This is a genomic window from Formicincola oecophyllae, assembly GCF_006542395.2.
GTDB lineage: Bacteria > Pseudomonadota > Alphaproteobacteria > Acetobacterales > Acetobacteraceae > Formicincola > Formicincola oecophyllae.
In genome coordinates this window covers 1,649,998-1,670,884 of record NZ_CP038231.1, presented here as the reverse complement: position 1 = coordinate 1,670,884, position 20,887 = coordinate 1,649,998, and the positions used below count along the sequence as shown (strand labels likewise).

The following is a 20,887-nucleotide window of genomic DNA, read 5'->3' as shown; positions in this document are numbered from 1 at the left end:
TCCTGGCCCAAAGCGTCCTCAGCCCTGCCCGTTTAAGAAGCGGGTTTGGCCTGGGGGTTGTTGGCTATGGCATCGCGTTTCTCCACCGCAAGGCGCGCCTGTTCAGGCATGTAATCCCATGTTTCAGCCAACTCTTGAGGGTCGGAAATGGCTTTCTCAACAATCAGATTGACCATGCGGAACAGTTTGCGTGCCAAATCAGCGTTGTCATCAAAGTTGATTTTACCAAGGTGCACTACCTCGTTGCCAGCAATGCGGCAAAGAGATGCTTTCTGGCAGGTGCAGTGCATGTCATGAAGGCATCCCCAGGCCAAAATACCTTAACAAGAGTCTGTAAATGCCAACACTTGGACACAGCCCTGCCGGGAACCGGATTTCAGAAACCGAACATATGGTCGAGTGAGAAGCGCCCCGCGCTGTCCTCCAGCCCGTGATAGCCGAACAGGCGGCACGTGCGGTCGCGCAGCATCACGTAGCCATCCGCCGCCTGGCTGATGTCGCTGGCGCTGAACAGTTCATGGGGGCGCAGCATCAACGATCCCCTGGGCGGCACGCTGAGGGTCTTAACCGCAATCAGCGCGCCGTCAGCCCCATGGAGGCGCAGTTCCGTTTGAGAAGGCGCCCCCCCCTCCCCTGAAACAGGGTGGATGAGGCAGCAGAAGCTGGTAAGCGCCCGGCCCTGCGCACCATGCCCCAGCTTGAGGAAAATGCGCGTGCTCAGCCCAGGTGGGGGGCCAGCGTAGGATTGCGGTTCGCTGCGCCACGTCATCAAGCTGTTGTAGATGTGGCCACCAAAGCTGCTTTCGGCCTCATGGCCTGTGGCTTTATGGCGGTAGCGCGCCATGCCGTGGGGCCAACCGTCAGCCACGCCGCCAGCGCTGAAATCATAGACGAGCTCGGCATGGCCTGGGGCGTCCGTCCATTCATGCACAGGCCAGGCCCCTTTGAAGGCGCGCGGCAAATTGCCCAGGAAATGGCTTGCCTTAAGCGTGCCTGCCTGGTCGAAGACGTCCAGCCTGGCTGGCAGGCTTTCCAGGGCTTCGCTCATCGGGTTGGGCTGGAACCAGGTCTCGTGGCTCTTGGGGTCTAAGACGGGGAACGGCATGAGGAAGCCGCGCCCCATGACGGCTGGCATGGCTTCTAGCGCCGGGTCCGGCTTGATGTCAGCACGCATGACGTTGAGGTGGGCGATGCGCGTCAGTCCAGCCCCGCCCTGGCCTTCTTGGGCCGCGCCTTGGCCACCATGCGGCGTCATCTCGTAACGCGGGCGGACGATATGGTGGCCAGCGCGCGTCTCTATCTGGGCTGGCCAGCGCGTGTTGGGCAGAAGAGCGCCCACATCCACCGCGCGCGTGGCATAGGGGCCAAGGGGGCCGCCAGGCATAGGCGCGCCCTCCGCTGCCACACCCATGGGGTTGAAGGTGATGGCGCCGTCAGGGATGGCGGTGCCGTGGCTGTTCTGCACCCATACCACCAGCTCCTCCCCAGCGCGCGGCGCTGGCAGGGAACCATAGCGGCCTGCTGGCCAGGGGTTGGCGTCATGGGTGACGGAGAGGCTGTCCTCCCCCGGCTTGCCGATGGTGTCGAGCGCGTATTTCAAAACGTCATGGCCGCGCGCACCGATAACGTGGACGAAAAGCTGCCCCGTGAACGGCCCAAGGCCAAAGCGCCTGCGCACCTCAGTGCTGTCCACCACCACGGTGGCGCCTGGGCTGGTGATGGGGTGTTCCCACTCAGCCAAGGTCTGGCCCTGAGCATCCATCAGGCGGAACCAGTAGCGCAGGTTGCGCGCACCATAGCCAGACCAGTAGTCGGCCGTAGTCAAACGTGTGGAGAAGCGCCCGTCATCACGGAAAAAAGCAAAGTTGGTGACGAAATGCCCCTTGTCCAAATAGGGCTTGTCGCGCTCAAGCCAACTTTCAGGCAGGCGCGCCGCAGCCAGGGTGTGAAGCGTGCGCCCCCCCAGGATGGCCTTAAAGCGTTCAGCCATGCGCGGCCCGTCAAAGGAGAGGGCCAGAACATCCTCCACCCCTTCAAGCGCTTTTGGGCTACCCCTCTCCCCATCCCCCATAAGGGCCGTCAGGGGCAGGAGGGTGCCGCCATGGCCGTCATCACGCCCAACGGCCAGGCTGTCGTGGGTGAGGATGGCTGCTGGCCGCAGCCCTGGGTGAAAAGCAAGCAGGGTAGGCAACATGCCCTCTGGGTCATAAACCGCAAAGCGCCGCCCAGCTAGGGCCCCCTCCAAGGCGCGCAGCGGCGCCACAGCCAGGGGGTGCGTCAAAGCTTTGTAGATGACATTACCGCCGCTGCGGTCCCATGTGGTGACGTCAACCATGATGTTCTGCCTTCAAAAGGTGGCTTGGTACAGGAAAGGACGTGGGCGGGGCCCCCAGTGCGCGCAGGAGGGCAGTGGCGGCCAAGGCGCCGTCATCAAGCGGTTGGGCTGGGGCGAAATCGTAAGGCTGTGCTAGCAGGGGTTGCACGCGCCCTTGCCGCGCCAGCATGGCGTGGAAGCGCTCCATGCGGCGCGAACGCCCAGGCAGCGCCAGCAGGCTGACGGGACGGGTGGTGGCCACAGCTTCCGAAATCATGGAAACGCTGTCCACCGTCACAGCTAGGGCGTCACACAGCGCCAGCATGGCCATATAGGGGTTGGCGCCTGGGGTGGGTGCCTGCTGGTGAGCAGCGCTTTGGCTGCCTGGCTGGCTTTCCTGCACGCCTGGGCCCCCGGGCGGCCCAGCGAAGCAGGCGCCAAGCGGTTCAAGGTGGGCGCGCAGCGCAGCCAGGGCCGCCTTATCTGTGCGGCGCGACCAGGTGACCATGCAAGCAACGTCATGGCGCTTCATGAACTGGGCTAGCTTGGCAGCAAGCGCCCCCCCCTCAGCCCCGCCAAAGCGGTAACGCCCATTAGGACCGCCCAACAGCACCCCCAGAAGACGCCGCCCCCCTTTGAGCGCTGCAAGGCGTGCTGGCCACGGCCCCTGCTGGGCGGCCTGGCGCAGCTTGGCGGGCGTCACAGCGTGAAGCGCCGTGCGCACCACAGTTACTGCAGCCCTTGGGGCGCCTCCGCCGCCAAGGCCTGCCGCTTTCGCTTGGCTGGGGGGCAGGCCATCATGGCGGCAGGCCACAATTAAGCGGTAGCGCCAGCGTTGGCGGCGCGGGTCCTGCACAGCCACCACAGGCAGGCCAAGCCGCTTGCCAACCCAAAGCCCCATAGCCCCACCGCGCCCCCCCACAGCCAGGATGCAGCGCCAGCGCTGATGAGGGGGCAGGGCAGCCTGCTGCGCAGCCAGGCCATCCAGCCATTGGCGCTGCGCCTTGCCCAGCCCCCAACGCCCCAGCAGACCGCGCCCTGGCAGGCGCCACCCCCAGATCCCTGCTGGCCTGGGGGGCACGGGGCGCCAATGCCCCACCATGGCGGCGCGTTCCGCCAGGGCGGTGGCTTGGGTTTTCATCCCAGCGAAATCCTCAGCCACCAAAAGGGCATGGAGGGGTGATGACATGGGGCTTTCACGCCTTTTCCCGTTGTGGTTCCCTTGGGCAAGGGCAGGATGGTGGCCCAGCGTTCCCAACAGCAGTGCTTTTTCCTGCCAAGCCTTTTGAAATCTATCCACGATAGCGCCCTGATGTGGCAAGAAACACAGCATGACCATTTCTTCACCTGACAGCACCCCTGCTAGCGCCACGAGCAGTGCCACGCCTGACCTTTCCTCCACGCCTTCCCCACCAAACGTTGCTGAAGGCCCCCAGAGCTTCGCGGCCCTTGGCCTCTCCCCCCAAGCCTGCGCGGCAGCGGCTGCTGCCGGGTTCAGCAAGCCAACGTCCATCCAGCAAAGCGTCATCCCCACGTTGGCTGCAGGGCGGGATGCCTTGCTGGTGGGGCCTACGGGGTCTGGCAAAACGGCTGCTTTCCTCCTGCCTATCATGAGCCAGCTTGAACAAGCTGAAGCTGAGGCTGCGGGGGAGCGCACGCCACGCGTCCTGGTGCTGGCGCCCACGCGCGACCTGGCCACCCAGACTGCCGGCGTCAGCCGCCAACTTGGCCGGCACATGGGGCTGCGCACGCGCGTTGTGTGTGGCGGGCTTGATAGGCAGCGCCAGGTGGAAGGGCTGGCTGGTGGTGTAGATGTGGTGGTCGGCACCATTGGGCGCATCCTAGACCTGGCCCAGCAAGGCGCGCTTGTCCTGGACGGCGTCACCCACCTGGTACTTGATGAAGCCGACCGCCTTCTAGATGACGAGTTCTCCGAAGCCATGACGGCGCTTGCGCCCTATTTGGAAAACCGCCAGCAAACGGTGTTCTGCTCCGCCACGCTGCAGCCTGGCTTTATGGATTTCGCGCGCACCGTCACCCGCAACCCCGTGCAGCTTGACCTAACGGTGGACGCCCCCCTGCCAGCCACCATCCGCCAGCAAGCCATGTTCATCAACCAAGCTGTGCGGGAGGGTGCACTGCCAGCCATCTTGGCTAAGCTGCAAGCAGGCCAGCGCCATGACGGGCGCAAAGGCGGCACGGCTGGGGGGGCTTCACGCACTATCGTCTTCGTCAATACCAAGCGGGAGGCACGGCGCCTGAACGACCTGCTGGCGCGCGCTGGCCAGGACAGCGTAGCACTCCACGGCGATTTGGCGCAGGGGGCGCGTAAAGCAGCGCTGGCCCATTTCAGCCAGGCGCCCGCCGGCGTTCTGGTGACCACAGACGTGGCGGCGCGCGGGCTGGACATCGATGGCGTTGGTCAGGTCATCAACATGGGGCTGCCCGCCAGCGCCGAGCTTTACATCCACCGCATTGGCAGGACGGCGCGTGCAGGCAGGCGGGGCAACGCGCTGTCCCTCCTCAGCCCTGAAGACCGCTTCGCCCTGCGCGAGGTGGAGCGGCGCACAGGGCAAAAGGTGCGCATCGTCCCAGCCCCCGCCTGAACAGCAGGGGCGTGAACAGGTGACTTAGGCTGCTATCAGGCCCAGGCGTGGCTGTAGATGGGAAAGCGCTTGCACAGCGCTTCTACCTCAGCGCGCACTTTCTGGATGGTGGCTTCGTCATCGCCAGCGCTCAGAACTTCGTCAATCATGCGGGCGATGTCGCGGAACTCCCCCTCCCCAAAGCCGCGCGTGGTGGCAGCAGGGCTGCCCAGGCGCAGGCCTGACGTCACGAAGGGCTTTTCAGGGTCGAAGGGGACGGCGTTTTTGTTGGCTGTGATGCCTGCGCGCTCAAGCAGGTTCTCAGCCACTTTGCCGGTGACGCCCTTAGGGCGCAGGTCCACCAGGATGAGGTGGCAGTCCGTCCCGCCTGAGACGATGTCAAAGCCGCGCTTGGCAAGTTCGTCTGAAAGGGCGCGCGCATTGGCCAGGACACGCTGCTGGTAAGCCTTGAAGTCTGGCTTCAGAGCCTCCCCAAATGCTACGGCCTTGCCAGCGATGACCTGCATCAGCGGGCCGCCCTGCAGCCCTGGGAACACGGCTGAGTTGAGCTTCTTGGCGATGTCGGGATTGTTGGTCATTACAACGCCGCCGCGCGGGCCACGCAAGGTCTTGTGCGTGGTGGTGGTGACGATGTCAGCAAAGGGCACCGGGCTGGGGTAGAGGCCCGTGGCGACCAGGCCTGCGTAGTGGGCCATGTCCACCATCAGGGCAGCGCCCACCTCGTCAGCGATGCGGCGGAAGCGCGCAAAGTCAATCTCACGCGGGTAGGCGGAGGCACCAGCCACGATCAGGCTCGGTTTGTGCTCACGCGCCAGGCGCTCCATCTCATCATAATCAAGGCGCCCGTCATCTTTACGCACGCCGTACTGCACAGCCTTGAACCACTTGCCTGAATAGTTGGGGGCCGCACCGTGCGTCAGGTGGCCGCCAGCAGCCAAGCTCATGCCCAGGATGGTGTCGCCAGGCTTGACCAGCGCCATGAAGGCGGCCTGGTTGGCGTTGGCGCCGCTGTGGGGCTGGACGTTAGCGTACTGGACGCCGAACAGCTTTTTCAGGCGCTCAATGGCCAGGTTCTCCACCTTGTCCACGTCAACGCAGCCGCCATAGTAGCGCTTGCCAGGCAGGCCTTCAGCGTACTTGTTGGTCAGGACGGACCCTTGGGCCTCCATCACAGCCTGGGAGGCCATGTTCTCAGAGGCGATCAGCTCAATGCCGTCTGCCTGGCGTTTAAGTTCCTGGTTGAGGATGGCGGCGGTTTCGGGGTCGCGCTCATTCAGGCTGGCGTGGAAGAACGCCTGGGTCGCCTGGCTGTCATGGGTGGTCATGCTGCGTGTCTCCGGCAAGGGGGCGGGGGCCTCTGGGCAGGTGGGGGCGGCGTGTGCGCGTTAAAGAACGTTCACATAGTGCCATGGCGCACGCCGCCAACGCACTCCTCTATAGGCGCAGCGCCCCTTTCCGTCTATCTTGGCGCGGCCCCTGTTTTTCAGGGGGAAGGCTTTTGCCCAACACCCCAGGCCAGCGCCAGAACGGTCCCCCAACCATTCTGGCGCTGTTTTTGGTGGGCAGCCCCCCCAGAAAAGCTTTGACACGTGCCATGGCCGCCCCAACACCGTGCCCCTACGCAGGAGAGCAACCATGACCCACCCCTTCTGGCGCATCAAGCCTGTACCCCCCCCAGCCACCGTGGACGCTGAACCGCACAGGCGCGTCCTCAGCGCTTGGCACCTGGTGGCGCTGGGCATTGGCGTGACCGTGGGCGCTGGGCTGTTCTCGCTGACGGGCATCGCGGCTGGGTCCTACGCTGGGCCTGCTGTGACGCTCTCCTTCCTCATCGCGGCCATCGCCTGCGCTTTCGCTGGGCTGTGCTACGCTGAACTAGCTGGGATGATTCCCACAAGCGGCTCCTCCTATTCCTACGCCTACTCCTCCCTTGGGGAGTTGGCGGCCTGGGTCATCGGCTGGGACCTGATGCTGGAATACACCGTCAACGCGGCCGCTGTGGCTTCCAGCTGGTCTGGCTATGTGCGCTCTTTGCTGGGGGGGTGGGGGCTGCAACTCGACCCGCGCTTGACGGCAAGCCCCGGCAGCCTGGTTACGCTCAGCGATGGCACGGTGGCGCATGGCTGGCTCAACGCGCCAAGCGTAGTCATCGTTCTGGCCGTCACGCTGTTGATGCTGCGCGGCACCAGGCAGTCGGCGCGCGTCAACACCATTTTGGTCATCCTCAAGGTGCTGGTGCTCCTAGCCTTTGTCGCGCTGTGCGTGCCTTTCCTGGACAAGGGGCACTTCACCCCCTTCGTGCCAGCCAATACAGGCGTGTTCGGCGCCCTGGGGTGGAGCGGCATCATGCGCGCGGCCGGCATGGTGTTCTTCGCCTTCATCGGTTTCGAGGTCGTCTCCACCATGACCAAGGAAACCAAAAACCCCCAGCGCAATATCCCCATCGGCCTTCTGGGGACGGTGGCGGCCTGCGCTATCATCTACGTTATTTTTGCCTTCGTTCTGGTGGGGGTGGTGCCCTGGGCGCAGCTCGCCAACGACCCCAACCCCGTGGCCACGGCCATGAACGCCGCCCACCAAAGGGCCCTGGGGCAGTTCGTGAAGCTTGGCATCACCATTGGCTACATCTCCGTGGTTTACGGCCTGCTGCTGGGGCAGAGCCGCATCCTCACCGCCATGGCTGATGACGGCCTTTTGCCACCAGCTTTCAGCGCTATGACCAAAAGCACGCAGACCCCCTGGGTCGCCGTTGTGGTCTCAGCCACGCTGGCAGCCTTGCTGGCGGCCTTCGTGCCGCTGCGCGTCCTTGGCAACATGACGTCCATCGGCACGCTTCTGGCCTTTGTGCTGGTGTGCGCTGGCGTGATGATCATGCGCCACACCAACCCCACCGCCCAACGCTCCTTCCGGGTGCCGGGGGGGCCGTGGGTTATTCCGGCGCTTGGCGTTCTGTGCTGCAGCGTGGTGATGGCCTCCATGGACGGGCGCACATGGCTGCAGCTGTTCCTGTGGCTGCTGGCGGGGCTGGTGGTTTATCTCTGCTACGGCATGAGGCACAGTCAGCTGAACAAGTGACCGGCCGTGGCCGTGGCTAGGCGGTACGGGGCCTTTGCGCCCCAGCCACAGCTAGGTCACCTATTGCCAGCACAGCCTTGCTGCAGGACAACTTTTGAGGAGCGCCCCATGAACGGCCAGTTTCCCCACACGCGCCTCAGGCGCAACCGCCATGACGACTTCACCAGGCGCCTGGTGGCTGAAAACCGCCTTCATGTTGACGATCTCATCTGGCCCCTGTTCGTTTGCGAAGGCCATGGCGTGCGCGAGGCCATCCCCACTATGCCAGGGCAAGTGCGCGTCAGCCCAGACAGACTGGCTGAGCACGTGGCGGAGGCCGCCTCCCTTGGGGTGCCGGCCCTGGCGCTGTTCCCCGTCACGCCAGAGGGCAAGCGGGACGCCAACGGCTCAGAAGCGCTGAACCCTGACAACCTCATGTGCCGCGGCGCGCGCGCCCTCAAGGAAGCCTACCCGCACATGGGCTTGATTGGCGATGTGGCGCTGGACCCCTACACAAGCCACGGCCAGGACGGCTTGCTGGGGGAGGGGGGCTGCGTCCTCAATGATGAATCAGTGGCTATCCTATGCCAGATGGCCGTCCTGCAGGCGCAAGCTGGCTTTGACGTTATCGCCCCTTCAGACATGATGGACGGGCGCATTGGCGCCATCCGCACAGCCTTGGACGGCGCTGGCCTTGGCACAACGCGCCTGATGTCCTACGCGGCCAAGTACGCCTCAGCTTTTTATGGGCCGTTCAGGGGGGCTGTAGGCTCTGGCGCGCTGTTGGCTGGCGACAAGAAAACCTACCAGATGGACCCCGCCAATTCAGGCGAGGCCCTGCGCGAGGTCGCCCTGGACATCGCTGAGGGCGCCGACATGATTATGGTCAAGCCAGGCATGCCTTACCTTGACGTCATCGCGCGCGTGCATGAACGCTTCCCGGTGCCGCTGTTCGCCTATCAGGTCTCTGGGGAGTATGCCATGCTCAAGGCCGCCATGGACAAAGGCTGGCTGGACGCTGACAAGGCCATGATGGAAAGCCTGCTGGCCTTCAAGCGCGCTGGCTGCAACGGCATTCTGACTTATTTCGCCGTTGAGGCCGCCCGCCACCTGCGCAAGCAGTGAACGCAACCCCAAGCCAGCGCAGGCGCGGTGCGCTGGCCCAGCAGCGCGGCCTGGCTATGGAGGGGCGCGCAGCCCACATCATGCAACAGGCTGGCTGGCAGGTTCTGGCCCAGCGCCTGCGCCCTGCTGGGCGCCAAGCGGGGGAGATTGACTTGCTTCTGACCAGCCCAACCACCCTTGTGGCGCTGGAGGTCAAAGCGCGCCCCACACTGGAGGGGGCCGCCCACGCCCTGCGCCCAGGGCAGCTTAGGCGCCTTCACAGCGCGCTGGGGGTGGTTCTGGCCCAGCACCCTGAATGGGTCCGCCCGGAAGCCCGGCTGGACTGCATGATATTTGACGCCCAGGGGCGCCACCTGCACTTAGCCAATATCTACCAGCCTGATTTTTGAAGCACACAAACAAAACACCCCGCGCAGCCACGGTGCTGCTAGCGGGGTGCTTGCAAAAGTCCTCTGCCGCCTTAGCGCCCCAACAAGGGGGCGGGAAGCGGTGCTGTCCTGGCAGGGCAATCAGCCGTGGCGGCGGTGGCTTGGCTTATGCAGGGACAGATGGTGCGCAGCATGGGCTGCATGGGAAGCGTGGGCGTGGCTGCTGGCGCGGTGGTAGGAAACCGTGCGCAGGCGCGCAGCGCCATGGGCATGGCCAGCACTGCGGTGGAAACCAGCCATATGCAGCGCTACATGGCGGTGGGCGCGGTGAGGGGTGGCGGTCAGCGCGCTGAAGGTCAGCTTGCTGGCCTCGTAATCGCTGATGATACGGTCAGCGTGGGCGGGCTTGGCCAAAGCCACCAAAGCCAGGCCAACACCGAACGCGCCCACCAGGGACAAGATTTTCCAATTCCGCATGGGGTTTGCTCTCCTGCTGTTGCGGACATGCTTTTGAAGATTTCATAAAGCGCCCGAAGCAGGGAGGGGTCAAGTTAAACCGGCTTTGCGCAAATCATGCCCCCTCATGCGGTCAAGATGCGGCCTTGATGCCTTTTTCCGCCATAAGGGCCTCAAGCTCACCATTCTGGAACATGTCGGTGGTGATGTCGCAACCCCCGATGAACTCACCTTTCACGTAGAGCTGGGGCACGGTGGGCCACTGGGAGAAGTCCTTGATGCCCTGGCGCATCTCGGCGCTTTCCAGGACATTGCACGTCCCGTAAGGGACGCCCATTTGGTTGAGAATCTGCACCACACGGGCAGAAAAGCCACACTGGGGATGGTTGCGGTCGCCTTTCATGAACAGCATCACGGGATTTTCCGTGATCAACTTCTGGATGGTCTGGGCGATGGGTGTGCTGTTGGGCATGCGATTCGGCCTTTGTTGGGAATAGGTGTTGGGATTGGGGGAGGGTGGCAAGGGATTGGTGCTGCTGGGGCCAGCTTAGCGCTGGGGGCTGGTAAATGAAACCTCCCTGGTACCCTTTAAAGGGCAACATGGGGAGCGCGCCCAGGGCTTGCAAGCCCCAGCCACGCCCCAACCTGGCTTCTATCAGCTAGCGTCAGGCGTGGCGTCAGGCACGGCGGTCTTGACGGCCAGGGCGTGCAGCTCTGTGCCGATGCGCCCGCCAAAGGCGTCATAGACCATCTGGTGCTGGCGCACGCGTGGCACCCCCCTGAAGCGCTCGCTGATAACGGTGCAGGCGTAATGGTCGCCATCCGTAGCTAGGGGCTGCAGGCTGACCTGCCCTTCAGGGAAGGCGTCCTGCAGTGTTTTGAGGACGACACTCGCTTTCATGGGCATGTCAGCGCACCTCCATCAACGTGGGGAAGAAGGCCTCGCTGCGCTGGCGCAGCGTGGCGAGGGGAATGCTCTGGCCTTGGAGGGTAATGGCCTCCCCCCCCACTGTGCCAAGGGTGCGAACGGGCACGCCCGCCTGCCCGGCCATTTTGGTGAAGGTTTCCACGTCCCCAGGGTTCAGCGCCACAACGTAACGCCCCTGGTCCTCCCCATACCAATAAGCATGGGGGGGGATGGTGGCGGGGGGGGCGTCCAACTTCACGCCAACGCCTGGCCCTGCGCCAGCGCCCTGGGGGCTGCCAAGCGCCATTTCGGCAATGGCCACCAAAAGCCCACCATCAGAGACGTCATGGCAGGCCTTGACCAACCCCCCAGCGATGGCCTGGCGGATGAAGTCGCCATGGCGCCTCTCCTGTGCCAAATCAACAGGCGGTGGGGCGCCTTCCTCACGGCCCTGGATTTCACGCAGCCATAGCGACTGACCAAGCCAGCCCTGGTTAGTGCCAACCTCCACCAAAGCCTGGCCAGGCTGCAGGGCGAAGCCTGTGGCGTGGGCCAGGTCGTCCAAAAGCCCGATGGCGCCGATGGCGGGCGTTGGCAGAATGGCCGCTGGCCTGCCCTCAGCATCGCGCGTTTCGTTGTAGAGGGAAACATTGCCGCTGACGACAGGGAAGTCCAGAACGCGGCAGGCCTCCCCCATGCCTTTAAGCGCGTCAACGAACTGCCCCATGATGACGGGGTTCTCAGGGCTGCCGAAATTGAGGTTGTCCGTCACCGCCAGGGGGCGCGCACCTGTGGCTGTGATGTTGCGCCACGCTTCAGCCACCACCTGCGCGCCGCCTGTGCGCGGGCTGGCCTGGCAGTAGCGCGGCGTGCAGTCAGCCGTGATGGCCAGAGCGGTGTTGGTGCCAGCCACCCGCACCAAAGCCGCGTCAGCGCCGCCTGGCACGCGCATGGTCTGGCCGCCAACGCCGCTGTCATACTGGTTGCGCACCCAATCGCGCGAGGCCAGGTCAGGGCTGCCCAGCAACTTCTCCAGCGCTGGCAGAACGCCAACGCTGTCCTCAGGCGCAGCCAGGGTTGGCTGCTCTGGCGTGGGGGCTGTGGGGCGGTCGTAAAGGGGGGCTTCGTCAGCAAGCGGGCCCAAGGGGATGTCGGCTTCCACCACGCCATTGCGGCGCACCACGATATGGCCTGTGTCAGTCAAGGTGCCGATAACGGCGCATTCAAGACCCCATTTGCGGAAAATGCGCTCCGCCTCCGCTGTGCGGTCGGGGCGCAGCACCATGAGCATGCGTTCCTGGCTTTCAGAGAGCATCATCTCATAAGCCGTCATGCCCTTTTCGCGCTGGGGGACGTTGTCCAGGTCCAGATCGATGCCGACACCGCCTTTGCTCGCCATCTCCACAGCTGAGGAGGTCAGGCCGGCTGCCCCCATGTCCTGAATGGCGATGACAGCGTCTGTTGCCATCAGCTCCAGGCACGCCTCAATCAGCAGCTTTTCCGTAAAGGGGTCGCCCACCTGGACGGTGGGGCGCTTGGCTTCTGATTCCTCGTCAAACTCAGCTGAAGCCATAGTGGCGCCATGGATGCCGTCCCGCCCCGTGCGGGAGCCGACATAAACCACAGGATTACCCACCCCAGCCGCAGCGGAGAGGAAAATGCGGTCCTTAGGCGCGATGCCCACCGTCATGGCATTGACCAGCGGGTTGCCGTTGTAGCTGGGGTGAAAGTTGACCTCCCCCCCCACAGTCGGCACGCCAACGCAGTTGCCATAGCCGCCAATGCCGCGCACAACGCCATCCACCACACGGCGCGTGTCGGGGTTGGTGGGGCTGCCAAAGCGCAGCGCGTTCAAATTGGCCACAGGGCGCGCGCCCATGGTGAAAACATCGCGTAGGATGCCACCAACGCCGGTGGCAGCGCCTTGGTAAGGCTCAATGAAGGAGGGGTGGTTGTGGCTCTCCATTTTGAAGACGGCAGCCAAGCCATTGCCGATGTCCACAACGCCCGCGTTCTCCCCAGGGCCGTGGATGACCCAGGGCGCCTTGGTGGGCAGACCGCGCAAGTGCTTGCGCGATGATTTGTAGGAGCAGTGCTCAGACCACATCACGGAGAAAATGCCCAACTCCGTCAGGCTGGGGGTGCGCCCCATGATGGCCAGCGTCTTGTCATACTCGCCAGCCGTCAGCCCGAAGGAGGCGCCAAGGGCTGCGTCAACAACAGGGAGGGCGGGTGTTTTCTGGTGGTTTGTGCCGCTCATGCCAGCAGGGCCTCCACAAGGCTTTGGAAAAGGGGCACGCCATCGGTTGGCCCCAGGGCGGGGTCAGTCATGTTTTCAGGGTGGGGCATAAAGCCGCACACGCGCTGGTTGGCGCTCAGCACGCCAGCGATGGCGCCAAGGCTGCCATTGGGGTTGGTGGCGCTGTCGCGTTCATCCACCGTGCCGTCAGGGGCGCAGTAGCGAAAAGCAATGCGGCCTTCCCCCTCAAGGCGGCGCAGGGTTTCCGGGCTGGCTGCGTAGTTGCCATCACCATGGGCCAGGGGGGCGCGGAAAACATCGCCTTGGCGCCATTTGCTGGTGAAGGGGCTTGTGGCGTTCTCCACCCGGAGGTGGCAGTCCTGGGAAAGGAAGCGCATAGAAGCATTGCGCAGCAGCGCCCCAGGCAGCAGCCCGGCTTCTGTCAGGATTTGGAAGCCGTTGCACACGCCAAGAACATGGCCGCCCTTGGCCGCAAAATCCCGCACGGCCTGCATAATGGGGGAATGCGCCGCCATGGCGCCGCTGCGCAGATAGTCGCCGAAGCTGAAGCCGCCAGGCAGCACCACAAGGTCAAGCCCGTCCAGCTGCTGCTCGCCATGCCAGATGAGGCGCGGCCTGTGGCCGCTGACGCGCTCCAGGGCGTCCACCATGTCGCGCTCGCGGTTGGTGCCTGGAAAGAGGATGACGCCAGCCTTCACTTGGCGCCTCCCGGCATGCCGCTGGCGCTGCCACTGCAGGGGAAGTTATCATGCAAAGCGCGGTAAACGACCTTGCCTGCTTGCTGCTCGTTGCCGTCAGGGTGGGCGGAGATCCAGGCCAGGAACACGTTGCGCACGGTGCGGATGTTCTGGCTGACGGGCACGCAGAACGCCACCGGCGCTGGGGCGTGCTCGAACGTGGCGAAATCGCGCGCCCAGACCTCGCCGTCCATCACGCCAGAGATGTAGGCGTCGCACATGGCGACCTCATGCTGGTTGGTGCAGATTTTCTGCAGCATCTGCCCCGTCAAGTGGGAGATGCGCTGGGCGTGGGCAGGCTGGGCGCCAGCCAGCCCCACGGCGGCAGCCAGGGCGCAACCACCAAGCAGAGCCTTGAAGGCGCGCTTGGCACCCTTCCAAGAGGGGGTGCTGAAACGGGAAGGGGCGTTCATGTCACGGGCAGTCATGTCATGGGTGTTTATGTCACGGTCCATCATGCGCTTGTCTCCACCCGGTAGTCCTCAATCACTTCATTGGCCAGCAGGCGCTTGGCCATGGCTTCCCCCAGCTTCAGCCCTTCGGCCTCTGTGGTGCCCTGGGGGGCCTCAATATCGATGACGCGGCTGATGCGCACATCGCCAAGCCCTTTGAACCCCAGTGAATCAAGGGCGTGGCCCACAGCTTTACCTTGCGGGTCAAGCACGCCTTCGCGCAGTGAAACAAACACGCGGATTTTCATGGTTCAGTTCCCTCCCTTGTCTTTGCGCTTGCCCTGCCCAGGGGCAGCTTCAGGGCGCACGCCCTCAGGCATGATGCCCAGGCGGCGCGCCACCTCCTGGTAGGCTTCCTCAACACCGCCCAAGTCACGCCTGAAGCGGTCCTTGTCCAGCTTCTCCTGGGTGCGCATGTCCCACAGGCGGCAATTGTCTGGTGAGATTTCGTCAGCCAGGACGATGCGCATCTCCTCACCTTCCCACAGGCGCCCGAACTCCAGCTTGAAATCGACCAGCTGGATGCCAACGCCAGCGAACAGCCCGCACAGATAATCGTTGATGCGCATACTCTGGGCGCAGATTTCGTCCAGGTCGTGCGGGCAGGCCCATTCAAAGGTGGTGATGTGCTCTTCAGAGACCAGCGGGTCGCCCAGAGCGTCACTTTTGTAATAAAACTCAATCAAGGGGCGGGGCAGGCGCGCACCCTCCTCCAGCCCAAAGCGCTTGGCCAGGGAGCCAGCCACAACATTGCGGATGACCACCTCCAGGGGGATGATCTCCACAGCGTGGACGAGCTGCTCGCGCATGTTCAGGCGCCTGATGAAGTGCGTTTTGATCCCCAGCTCCCCCAGGCGCTGCATCAGAAGCTCGCTGATGCAGTTGTTCAGCACGCCCTTGCCGTGGATAACGCCGCTTTTGGCGCCGTTGCCAGCTGTGGCGTCATCCTTGAAGTACTGGACGATGGTGTTGGGTTCCGGCCCTTCGAAAAGGGTTTTCGCTTTGCCTTCGTAAATCTGCCGGCGGCGTGCCATGGGCTGCTTCCTTTGCGTGCCGGCCCAGGGGGCCGGTTGGTGTTGGTGCGTTGCAACCAGTGCCGCCTTCCATAGCACAGCTGGCGCCAGAGCCAGCAAGCGGTGCCTGGGGAAGGTGGCGGGGTAAGGGATGGGTGCGCTCAGCTTTTGCTGGCTTTGGCAGCCTTGGGGGCGTTGGCAGCAGTTGCGCTGGCTGGCGCTGTGAAGACGCGCTCAAACACCCCGTCAACGGCTTTCAAATGCAGGGCTGGGTCCAAGGCCTTATCCAGGACAGGGGCGGGGATGCGGGCTGCGACCTCTGGCTGGGCCTCCAGGTTTTGGCGGAACGTCTTGGCACCTTCTGTGCCAAGCTTCGTCCAGGTTTCCATGGCGGCAGACTGGACAACGCGGTAAGCGTCCTCGCGCGACATGCCAGCGCGCGCTAGCGCCAGAAGGACCTCGCCAGAATGGACGACACCGCCCAGGCTTTCCACATTGGCCATCATGCGCTCTGGGTAGACCACCAGCTTCTCCATCATGGTGGCCAGGCGCCCCAAGGCAAAATCCAGCGTGACGGAGGCATCAGGGCAGATGTTGCGCTCCACAGAGGAATGGCTGATGTCGCGCTCATGCCAAAGTGCTACGTCCTCCAACGCTGGGGTGAGGGCGGAGCGCACCAGGCGCGCCAGCCCCGTGAGGTTCTCGCTCAAAACGGGGTTGCGCTTGTGCGGCATAGCCGAGCTGCCCTTCTGGCCAGCGTGGAAGAACTCCTCCGCCTCACGCACTTCAGAACGCTGGAGGTGGCGCACCTCCGTGGCCAGGCGCTCAATGGCGCTGGCGGTGAGGGCAAGGGCGGCAAACCAGGCGGCGTGGCGGTCACGCGGGATGACCTGGGTGGAGACGGGCTCCACCGCAAGCCCCAGCTTGCTGGCAACAAACGCTTCCACAGCGGGGTCGATGTGAGCGAACGTGCCCACAGCGCCTGAGATGGCGCACACGGCGATTTCCTTGCGCGCCGCCTCCAGGCGCTGGCGGTTGCGCGCGAACTCAGCGTAATGCCCAGCCAGCTTCAGCCCGAAGCTTGTCGGTTCAGCGTGGATGCCGTGGCTGCGCCCAATGGTCACGGTGTGCTTGTGCTCATAAGCGCGGCGCTTCAGCGCCTCCAAAGCGGCGTCCATGTCCTCAAGCAGGATGTCAGTCGCTTGGACAAGCTGCACGGCCAGGCAGGTATCGAGGACGTCAGATGACGTCATGCCCAGATGGACATAGCGGCTGTCAGGGCCGATTTTCTCAGCCAGCCATGTCAGGAAGGCGATGACGTCATGGCGGGTCTCGGCCTCGATGGCATCAATGCGCGCTAGGTCAGCGTCACTGAAGGCGGCCATGGCGGCATCGCCACGCTCGCGGATGGTGCGGGCGGATTCCGCTGGAATGGCGCCTTGTTGCGCCAGGGCCTCGCAGGCTAGAGCCTCGATCTCAAACCAGATGCGGTAGCGGTTCGCTGGTGACCAGATGGCTGTCATGCGGGGCCGGGAATAGCGCGGAATCATGCTCGGTCTCCGATTAAGGTCTTGCAGGTCTTGATAAAGGGTGAAACAGGGCCCTGGGCACTGCCACAACAGCCCTTCCAAAGGGCTTGGGGCGTTTGGCAAGGCCGTCCCTGCTGGTCCAGGGCAGGAACGATTGTTCCCCAAAAGCTTTCAGAAAAGGCTTTCCCCAAAAAGGTTTTCAATGAGCGTTAATTAAGCTTTGCCCGCCCCTCCTAGCGTAAACGCTGCGCCAACACAAACAGGCCAGGTCCTGTCCCCCACCAAACAAGCCCCATCCTGGTGGAGGGGCGGCTTGGAGCGGGACAAGGCCTGGCCTGCAGCCATCAGGCAACCCCTGGGCAACAGCCCAGGCGCTGCGCGGTGCCTAGCTGGGGCACCCACCCAAAAGGGTGCGCCCCACCAGCCCACAGCACGCGCGTGCCTGAAATCCTTCCAGCGATTACTGGCCGGGAACGGTCACAGTGGGGGCGCTGACGGTGGGCGCCGTCACGCTTGGCGCGGTGACGCCAGCAGCGGAAACGCTGGGGCCCGTAACGGTGGGCGCTGTAACGTTCGGAGCGCTGACGGTGGGGACAGCAACGTTAGGAACAGCAACGCCAGGGGCAGCAGGAACGGCAACGCCAGGCACGGCTGGGGCGCTGTTTTCAGCCTGCACCTTCTGCAGGGACATGCTGTTCAGGCGGGCAGTGTCAGCATCCTGAGCGGTGACAGACTGGCCGTTCATGGCAGCGGCGTGGGCACCATGGCGGTGGTGGTGGGCCTTCTTGCCGTGATGGGTGACGTGGTGCGCCTTTTTGTGGGCGTGGGCGGCCATCGCAGGGGTGGTGACGGCAGCCATCATGCCAGCAGCGGCCACAGCAGCGAACAGAACTTTTTTCATGAAATGCTCCTCAATCGGGGTGCCGCTTGATTGGGGCGGCTTCGTGACCATCCTAAGGAGTTGGCAGCAGCAAAACAATTATTTTGCAGCTTTGACTTGCACTACAGCCCCTCTTCACCTGGACTGCGTGTCTTTCGTGCCATGAAAAGCCCCCAGCCAACAGGTAAAGCCCAAGGCGCGCGCCCAAACTCACCTCAGGGCGGGAGGGCCGTAAATGGCGCGCGCGCGCTCAGTGAAGGCGCGCACCATCCGCCGCACCCCTTCGTCAAAGGCCAGGCCAAGCGTGCGCCCCAGCAAGCGGGAGCGAAACTCGAAATCAACATGGAAACGCACTTCAGTACCGCCAGCGACTGGCTGGAAACGCCAGCTGTTGGAAAGGGTCTTGAAGGGCCCCTCCACATAGCTTGCGGTGATGAGGGTTGGGCGCTCAAGCGTAATGCGGCTTGTGTAGCGTTCTTTGAAAGGGCCAAAGCCTATTTTGAGCTCCGCCAGGAACTGGTTGCCTTGCCGCCCCCACACGCGCGCAGCCTGGCACCAGGGCAGGAAGTCAGGGTAGCGGGCAACGTCAGCCACCAAATCGAAAAGCTGTTCAGGGCTGTAGGGGACAAGGCGCACATCTGTGTGGGCGGGCATGACGTTACCCCACCCCGCCAGTTGCGCCTGGGGCCTGGGTTGCTTGCTGCTTCTGCGCACGCTCAGCGCGCAGGGCGGCAAAGTCCCTGTCAGCATGGTAGGAGGAACGCGTCAGTGGTGTTGCGCTGACAAGAAGGAACCCCCGCGCGCGCGCCAAGGCAGCGTAAGTGTCGAATTCAGCCGGGGTGACGAAGTGCTTTACAGGGGCGTGGCGCGGTGTGGGGCGCAAATACTGCCCCAAAGTTAGGAAGTCCACATCAGCGATGCGGAAATCGTCCATGACTTGCATAACCTCCTCGCGCCCCTCCCCCAGGCCAAGCATCAAGCCAGACTTGGTGAAAAGTGAACTGTCCAGCTGCTTAACGCGGTCAAGCAGGCGCAGCGACTGGTAGTAGCGCGCCCCTGGCCTGATGGAGGGGTAAAGCCTGGGGACGGTTTCCACATTGTGGTTGAAGACGTCTGGCCTGGCTTCCACCACCACCTCCAGCGCGCCTGGCTTGCGCAGGAAGTCGGGCGTCAGGACCTCAATGGTGGTTTGGGGCGCAGCATCCCTAATGGCCCTGATAACGGCAGCGATGTGCCCCGCCCCGCCGTCCCTCAAATCGTCACGGTCCACTGAAGTGATGACGACATGGGCAAGCTTCATCCGTGCCACGGCGTCAGCCACCCTGGCTGGCTCCCCCCCGTCCAGCGGGGCGGGCATGCCTGTGGCCACATTGCAGAACGCGCAGGAGCGCGTGCACACCCCCCCCATGATCATCATGGTGGCGTGGCGGTGCGACCAGCACTCCCCCACATTAGGGCAGGCTGCCTCCTCGCACACGGTCAGCAGATTGTGGGAGCGTACAAGGTCGCGGGTCTCGTTGTAAACCGCCCCCCCTGGCGCTTTGACGCGCAGCCAGCCTGGCTTGGCTGGTTGGCTGGCCACTTCCGCTGCAGCGCGCTGGCGGAAGCCAGGGTGGCGGTTGGGGCGGCTTTTCAAAGCGCCCTCCCCCTGGCCTGCAGGGGCAGCGGTGGCGCCACCTGCGCGGTGGTCTATAACGTGACGGCCTGCCATCAGGCTCCTCCCCTACAGTGGTGCGGTGTGCGTGGCCTCAAGCCTCGGCCCTCAGATGTGAAGGGCGCCTTCATGGGCGGCCAGCGTGGCCTCATGCATGGTTTCAGAGATGGTGGGGTGGGGGAAGACCGTCTCCACCAATTCAGCCTCCGTCAGCTCGCTGGTGCGGGCGATGGTGAAGCCCTGGATCATCTCCGTAACTTCAGCGCCAATCATGTGGGCACCCAGAAGCTCCCCCGTTTTGGCGTCAAACACGGTTTTGGTCATGCCGTCAGGTTCCCCCATGGCAACGGCTTTGCCATTGGCCATAAAGGGGAAGCGCCCCACGCGTACCTCATGGCCGGCTGCGCGGGCTGCTGCCTCGCTCATGCCAACGGAGGCCACCTGCGGGCGCGCGTAAGTGCAGCCAGGGATGTTGAGCGGGTGAAGGGGCTGGGGCAGGCGACCTGCGATTTTCTCCACGCAGATGATGCCTTCGTGGCTGGCTTTATGGGCCAGGCAAGGGGGGCCTGCCAAATCGCCAATGGCGTAGATGCCGCGCTCCCCAGTGCGGCAGAAATCGTCAATCTCCACAAAGCTGCGCTCCACCTTGACCGCTGTGCCATCCAGGCCAAGGTTTTCGCTGTTGCCCACAACGCCGGCAGCACTGATGACGCGGTCCGCCTCAAACGTGGCGGGGCCTTGAGGGGTGTTGACATGGGCGCGCACCCCTTTGCCTCCTTCAAGGACCTCCAGCTTTTCCAAGCGGGAATCGGTGTGGATCGCCATGCCGCGCTTTTCAAAAGCCTTGCGGGCCGCCTGGCTGATTTCGGCGTCCTCAGCAGGCATGATGCGCTCTGCTGCCTCAATAATGGTCACCTCAGCGCCCAGGTCGCGATAGAAGGAAGCGAACTCCACGCCAATGGCGCCACTGCCCACCACCAACAGCTTCTGGGGCATGATGTCAGGCGTCATGGCCTCACGCGCTGTCCACACGGCTTTGGAGGTGTAGTCTACCCCTGGCAGTTGGCGCCCGCGCGCGCCTGTGGCCAAAATGACGTGGGGTGTGCGGATGGGTGTGCTTTCCTTCCCACTGCCCTCCGTAACAGCAACGCGGTGGACTTCCCCCTCCTGTCCGGCCAGGCGCCCGCGCCCTTCCAAAACGGTGACGCCAGCTTTTTTGAGGAGGTGCTGCACCCCCTTGCCCATGCGGTCGGCCACAGCGCGGGAGCGCTGCACCATTTTCTGCAAGTCGAAGCCACGCTCCCCCACCTGGACGCCGAAGGCCTCTGCCTCCCCCATCAAGTGGTAAATTTCAGCAGAGCGCAGAAGGGCCTTAGTGGGGATGCAGCCCCAGTTCAGGCAAATGCCACCCAGGTGGCGTTCCTCAACCAGGGCCACTTTCATGCCCAGTTGGGCAGCGCGCAAAGCCGCCACATAGCCGCCAGGCCCACCACCAATGACGGTCAGGTCAAAAAATTCACTCATGGCTTGCT

Annotated in this window: 21 protein-coding genes; 4 read left to right on the top strand and 17 right to left on the bottom strand. The window is 63.9% G+C overall.

All coding sequences use genetic code 11. The features are described from left to right. Positions 1-32: 32 nt before the first annotated feature. The 3 genes from E3E12_RS07380 to E3E12_RS07370 form a co-directional block, all read right to left on the bottom strand. The gene (locus tag E3E12_RS07380; RefSeq protein ID WP_141443720.1) at positions 33-290 is read right to left on the bottom strand and encodes a hypothetical protein; all 258 of its coding nucleotides are present in this window, start codon (positions 288-290) and stop codon (positions 33-35) included. Between the two features lie 86 nt (positions 291-376). After that, entirely contained in the window at positions 377-2,335 is a 1,959-nt protein-coding gene (locus E3E12_RS07375; protein ID WP_141443719.1) for a hypothetical protein, read from the bottom strand. After that, positions 2,328-3,503 (bottom strand): ELM1/GtrOC1 family putative glycosyltransferase, encoded by a 1,176-nt coding sequence (locus tag E3E12_RS07370; protein ID WP_168194415.1) that lies wholly within the window; start codon positions 3,501-3,503, stop codon positions 2,328-2,330. The genes E3E12_RS07375 and E3E12_RS07370 overlap by 8 nt, the downstream gene beginning before the upstream one ends. A 142-nt stretch (positions 3,504-3,645) precedes the next feature. Here E3E12_RS07370 and E3E12_RS07365 point away from each other — a divergent pair, with 142 nt between their 5' ends. Next, complete coding sequence (locus tag E3E12_RS07365; RefSeq protein WP_141443717.1) at positions 3,646-4,920, top strand: DEAD/DEAH box helicase; 1,275 nt, start codon at positions 3,646-3,648, stop codon at positions 4,918-4,920. A gap of 35 nt (positions 4,921-4,955) precedes the next feature. Here E3E12_RS07365 and glyA read toward each other — a convergent pair whose 3' ends face one another. Continuing rightward, the gene (gene glyA / locus E3E12_RS07360; RefSeq protein WP_141443716.1) at positions 4,956-6,245 is read right to left on the bottom strand and encodes a serine hydroxymethyltransferase; all 1,290 of its coding nucleotides are present in this window, start codon (positions 6,243-6,245) and stop codon (positions 4,956-4,958) included. 310 nt (positions 6,246-6,555) lie between these two features. Here glyA and E3E12_RS07355 point away from each other — a divergent pair, with 310 nt between their 5' ends. The 3 genes from E3E12_RS07355 (at position 6,556) to E3E12_RS07345 (ending at position 9,488) form a co-directional block, all read left to right on the top strand. Beyond that, the gene (locus tag E3E12_RS07355) at positions 6,556-7,995 is read left to right on the top strand and encodes an amino acid permease (RefSeq protein WP_141443715.1); all 1,440 of its coding nucleotides are present in this window, start codon (positions 6,556-6,558) and stop codon (positions 7,993-7,995) included. A 108-nt stretch (positions 7,996-8,103) separates the two neighbouring features. Continuing rightward, positions 8,104-9,099: a porphobilinogen synthase gene (gene hemB, locus E3E12_RS07350; RefSeq protein WP_141443714.1), complete on the top strand. Its 996-nt coding sequence runs from the start codon at positions 8,104-8,106 to the stop codon at positions 9,097-9,099. After that, the gene (locus tag E3E12_RS07345; RefSeq protein WP_141443713.1) at positions 9,096-9,488 is read left to right on the top strand and encodes a YraN family protein; all 393 of its coding nucleotides are present in this window, start codon (positions 9,096-9,098) and stop codon (positions 9,486-9,488) included. Before hemB ends, E3E12_RS07345 begins: the two co-directional genes overlap by 4 nt. A gap of 120 nt (positions 9,489-9,608) precedes the next feature. Here the strand turns inward: E3E12_RS07345 and E3E12_RS07340 are convergent, their stop codons facing one another. The 13 genes from E3E12_RS07340 to lpdA all read right to left on the bottom strand — a co-directional run bounded on the left by E3E12_RS07340 (position 9,609) and on the right by lpdA (position 20,879). After that, on the bottom strand, positions 9,609-9,944 hold the full coding sequence (locus tag E3E12_RS07340) for a hypothetical protein (RefSeq protein ID WP_240810483.1): 336 nt from the start codon (positions 9,942-9,944) through the stop codon (positions 9,609-9,611). A gap of 112 nt (positions 9,945-10,056) precedes the next feature. Beyond that, complete coding sequence (gene grxD / locus E3E12_RS07335; RefSeq protein WP_141443712.1) at positions 10,057-10,395, bottom strand: Grx4 family monothiol glutaredoxin; 339 nt, start codon at positions 10,393-10,395, stop codon at positions 10,057-10,059. A 183-nt stretch (positions 10,396-10,578) separates the two neighbouring features. Then, complete coding sequence (locus E3E12_RS07330; protein ID WP_141443711.1) at positions 10,579-10,830, bottom strand: BolA/IbaG family iron-sulfur metabolism protein; 252 nt, start codon at positions 10,828-10,830, stop codon at positions 10,579-10,581. Between the two features lies 1 nt (position 10,831). Then, the gene (gene purL, locus E3E12_RS07325) at positions 10,832-13,090 is read right to left on the bottom strand and encodes a phosphoribosylformylglycinamidine synthase subunit PurL (protein ID WP_141443710.1); all 2,259 of its coding nucleotides are present in this window, start codon (positions 13,088-13,090) and stop codon (positions 10,832-10,834) included. Further along, complete coding sequence (gene purQ, locus E3E12_RS07320; RefSeq protein WP_141443709.1) at positions 13,087-13,788, bottom strand: phosphoribosylformylglycinamidine synthase subunit PurQ; 702 nt, start codon at positions 13,786-13,788, stop codon at positions 13,087-13,089. The genes purL and purQ overlap by 4 nt, the downstream gene beginning before the upstream one ends. After that, on the bottom strand, positions 13,785-14,285 hold the full coding sequence (locus E3E12_RS07315; protein WP_141443708.1) for a Rap1a/Tai family immunity protein: 501 nt from the start codon (positions 14,283-14,285) through the stop codon (positions 13,785-13,787). The genes purQ and E3E12_RS07315 overlap by 4 nt, the downstream gene beginning before the upstream one ends. After that, complete coding sequence (purS, locus tag E3E12_RS07310) at positions 14,282-14,527, bottom strand: phosphoribosylformylglycinamidine synthase subunit PurS (RefSeq protein ID WP_141443707.1); 246 nt, start codon at positions 14,525-14,527, stop codon at positions 14,282-14,284. Before purS ends, E3E12_RS07315 begins: the two co-directional genes overlap by 4 nt. A 3-nt stretch (positions 14,528-14,530) precedes the next feature. Then, entirely contained in the window at positions 14,531-15,313 is a 783-nt protein-coding gene (gene purC, locus E3E12_RS07305) for a phosphoribosylaminoimidazolesuccinocarboxamide synthase (protein WP_141443706.1), read from the bottom strand. 140 nt (positions 15,314-15,453) lie between these two features. Then, positions 15,454-16,842 (bottom strand): adenylosuccinate lyase, encoded by a 1,389-nt coding sequence (gene purB / locus E3E12_RS07300; protein WP_141443705.1) that lies wholly within the window; start codon positions 16,840-16,842, stop codon positions 15,454-15,456. 439 nt (positions 16,843-17,281) lie between these two features. Next, on the bottom strand, positions 17,282-17,722 hold the full coding sequence (locus tag E3E12_RS07295; RefSeq protein WP_141444180.1) for a hypothetical protein: 441 nt from the start codon (positions 17,720-17,722) through the stop codon (positions 17,282-17,284). Positions 17,723-17,911: 189 nt separating this feature from the next. Beyond that, on the bottom strand, positions 17,912-18,355 hold the full coding sequence (locus E3E12_RS07290) for a type II toxin-antitoxin system RatA family toxin (RefSeq protein ID WP_141443704.1): 444 nt from the start codon (positions 18,353-18,355) through the stop codon (positions 17,912-17,914). Between the two features lie 4 nt (positions 18,356-18,359). Next, positions 18,360-19,412, bottom strand: coding sequence for a lipoyl synthase (lipA, locus tag E3E12_RS07285; RefSeq protein ID WP_141443703.1), 1,053 nt, complete (start codon positions 19,410-19,412; stop codon positions 18,360-18,362). Positions 19,413-19,463: 51 nt separating this feature from the next. After that, complete coding sequence (gene lpdA, locus E3E12_RS07280) at positions 19,464-20,879, bottom strand: dihydrolipoyl dehydrogenase (RefSeq protein WP_141443702.1); 1,416 nt, start codon at positions 20,877-20,879, stop codon at positions 19,464-19,466. Positions 20,880-20,887: the final 8 nt, after the last annotated feature.